Below are 3,751 nucleotides of genomic sequence, written 5' to 3' on the forward strand. Positions count from 1 at the left end.
GGGTTACCTGGGGCTGTTCGTCGCGGCGTTTGGCGCCGCAACGTTATTGCCCCTGCAATCTGAAGCCGTGCTGGTCGGCCTGCTGATCAGCGGGCATTACAACCTGTGGCTGCTGCTGGGTATCGCCACGTTGGGCAACGTGCTGGGGTCGGTGGTCAATTGGCTGCTGGGGCGCTCGGTAGAGCGCTTCAAGGAACGGCGCTGGTTTCCGGTGAGTGCCAAGCAGCTGGATAGAGCCCGCGGGCATTACCTGCGTTGGGGGCATTGGACGCTGTTGCTCAGTTGGGTACCTATCATCGGCGACCCGCTGACCTTGGTGGCCGGGGTGATGCGAGAGCCGTTGTGGCGTTTTTTGCTGCTGGTAACCCTGGCCAAGGGCGTGCGTTATAGCGCGCTGACACTCATTATTCAGTAGCTGACCGCTCGTCGCCACTGTCATTTCTCACAGCTAGACGGTGACCACTCTCTCATATTTGCTGACCCTGTTTGGCACGTTTCTCAAATCAGCCTGAAGGGTCACCACCATGTCCGATAAACGCACAGACAGTCCACCCATCCTGCACCCACCACGCATCGCAGACCTGGAGCCGCCGCCCTACAACGACAACACTGTACGTCCCCTTCCCGAACTTCTGGCTGATGTAGGGGTTGGCATACGCAGCCTCGAAAACCGTTTGCTGATTACCTTCGAGAGCTGGACCACGAAGAACGTCGGCGATTCTTACGAATGGTATATGGGAGATCGGCGTTTTCCGGTCGCCTGGGGGGAAATTGTTGCTGGCGAGGAAACGCAAAGACGCTACCAACTCTCGGTACTACGCGAGCATGTACCGCTAGGTATTGTGTACCCCTGCTATGGCCTGGTCAGGCGTAACGGGTCTGGCACTGAAAGTACATCGGAGGAAGAAACCTGGTTCCTGAAAGATACCCGGCCAGGGGGCGTGGATCAGGACCCAGGACTCCCCTACCATTCGGCGCTGGTCCTTCACCTGCCAGAGGACTTGAGTGGCTCAGATGCCGTACTCGACCCCGAGCGCGCACGTGATGGTGTGCTCATTACCATTGATCACTACCCAGATGCATTTGTAGGGGACACCATCGAGTTGTATTGGAACGGCCGTTTGGTAGAGCTGCAGTTGGACGCGGATCAGGCCGAGGGACTGACGCCTATCGAGGTGTTCGTCCCGTGGGAGGTCATCGAATTGGGCGGTAGCGGTCTGTTGACTATCCGGTTCCGGATCTACGACTTGGTGCTGAACTTCTCAGGGGAAGTGCAGCAGTGGTCTCAGGTCGTAAACCTGAACAGTAACCTGGATCCAGACGCACTCATGCGCCCCCACTTTTTGGTGGATGGAACAGACAATAATAACGTCGATTTCGACCAGTACGCAGAGAGTCACTTCGAACTCGAAGTGGTTGCGCCCACACGGCTCCCGAATGGCTCCCCAACGCCAGCAGGCACTCAGATCGTAGCTACCATCGTGGGTACACGCGAAGATAAAACGAAAGTCACCATCCCATTGCCAGCGTTTGCTGCCCGGCCCGGGCGTTCGGCATATACCACCGTCGAGAACAGCATCCTCGAAGACCTGATCAACGGCTCGATGCAAATCTCCTATACGCTGCAATTCCCGCTAGGCACTGAGATTGGCTATTCCCAAAGTCTGTCTGTCACAGTTTTTGGTACTGTTTCCAACATGCCTGCAGTTGAAATCGAGGAAAACGAAGGCGGCTTGATCGATCCGACCGTCCCCTACCTCAAAGTCAACTTCCCGGCCTTCGTGCCATACAGTCCGAACTATCCCGTCACCTTGCGCTTTGAGGCGCACCGACCCGGCGGCGGCCTAGTGTTTTATGAACAAACCCAGCAGGCCGGCGACCCACCACCACCCACACGCTTTCGGATTGTGACGCCGGCAAATTTCGCACAGTTCGTCGGGCTCGGGCCGATCGACGTCTTTTATCGCGTCAATGACGGTGTGAACACGATACAGGAAGCCGATGTGCTGACGGTGCGCGAATCCGAGCACCTGATAGTAGAAATAGGCGAACGTCGCGCCGACCTGCCTGCGCCGCACATTGAGGGCGTAGATGAAAATGGCAACCTCGATCCGGCCGATGTGATCTTCCAGGTCAATGTCACTCTCCCCTATACCTTCCAACGAGGTGACACCGTCGTGTGGCGCTGGGTAGGCTCTGGGGTGGGTGGCAGCACAGGCGACACGATTAACGTCGTGGTAGGAGGAGAGATTTCGTTTCCGGTAGATCGAAATTATGTCGACGTGAATAACAACGGCTCCATTCGCTTGAGCTATTCCCTCATACGCGGCAACACAACACTGCGCTCTGAGACGCTTGACGTGACGGTCGGTAAAGCAATAGGTGAGCTGTTGAGGCCGGAAGTGCTTGAAGCCTCACGAGACCCAGACCAACTAAGGCCGGAGTCCGCAACGACCGGAGCGACGATTGAAGTATCGTTTCTGAACATGTCACCCAGCGACCGGATCCTGGCAGTGTTCAGCGGCGTACCGGGCATTGGCACTTATGAAGAAACCAAGAATGGCAACACCTCAAGAACAGTGCACTTTGACGTACCGAGCGAAGTAGTAGGCGCCAACATTCTTTCCGAAGGCCGCCAGATTCCCGTGCAGTACTTTGTGCTGCGCGGCACGCGGAGAATACCGTCGCCCATACTGGATCTGCTGTTACTGCCCCTGACCACGCTACCGATCCCCACCATCGAAGGGCATGATAACCCGGTATTGGTAATTTCCCAGCTTACTGGCCGGGAGCGCACCCTGATCAATATCTGGCCGTTCATTCACCGGTTTCAGCGGATGTGGATGCGATATGAAGGTATCTACGACGATGGCGCGGATTACATTGAGGATACCTACAGCGAGAACCTGGTAACGCCTGAGGGCGAGAGTCAGGGCATCATGCCACCGACGCCGCCGGATCTGCGCAGACTCAAGGATGGAATGCCGCTGTTCATCGATTTCTGGGCCAGTTTCGATCGTAGCACCAACAAAGCCAATGCAGTGCACTTCCGTCGGCGCACGTACACCATTCAGGCATTATCAGGAGATCTTCCCCACCCGTTTATCAATGGCACCACCGATACAGGGCCGAATGTGACAGTGGACCCGCTGCCCATTCAACACAATACGACGGCAACGGTTCGCTATGACGGTATGAGTAGCCAAGATTTCATCACGCTTTACTGGTTTTTTGCCGACGGCACCTCTTATTCAACCAGCCAGAATGGGCTGGATGGAGGCACGGTAGTGTTCAACCTGACCTCGGCCAAGGTCTTGCACCATAGTGTGAACAGTACCGTGTGCTTGAAGTATTCGGTGGTGAGCACGGGCGTGGCTGCCCCACGCCCGTCGCAGGTGCAGACGGTGAAAGTCAATACGATTCCGGCCACGGACTTACCGCAGCCACTCATCAACAGTATTATTGATGGAGGCACGCTGAACCTGGGTAGTTTTACCGGCGACGCCAAGGCATCAGTGGATAAGTGGCCTTTGAGCGACAAAGACCAACTAGGGTGGATGATACTCAGCAGCGACGGTATAGAAGATCTACTGGTGATGGAGGGCGAACTGATCAGCGCCACGGAGGCCGCCAATGGTTTGAGAGATAAAGCTGTGCTGCGTAGTTGGTTGGACAGGGTGGCAAATAATAGCCAGGTAACGTTGAGTTTTTACGTGGCCTATAATGGTATCGACGATCAGAGCCGGGCAGT

General features: G+C 56.0%; 2 protein-coding genes. Both read left to right on the forward strand.

Translation table 11 applies throughout. From position 1 onward, the window contains the following. Positions 1–415: YqaA family protein (locus JH25_RS00010; protein WP_164699580.1), on the forward strand; the 415-nt coding region annotated here is incomplete at its 5' end. 109 nt (positions 416–524) lie between these two features. Further along, the coding region (locus tag JH25_RS0127575) for a hypothetical protein (RefSeq protein WP_050549456.1) at positions 525–3,751 on the forward strand (3,227 nt) is incomplete at its 3' end.

Origin of the sequence: Pseudomonas sp. BRG-100, from assembly GCF_000737955.1 — a bacterium.
In the GTDB taxonomy this organism is placed as follows: Bacteria; Pseudomonadota; Gammaproteobacteria; order Pseudomonadales; family Pseudomonadaceae; genus Aquipseudomonas; species Aquipseudomonas synxantha_A.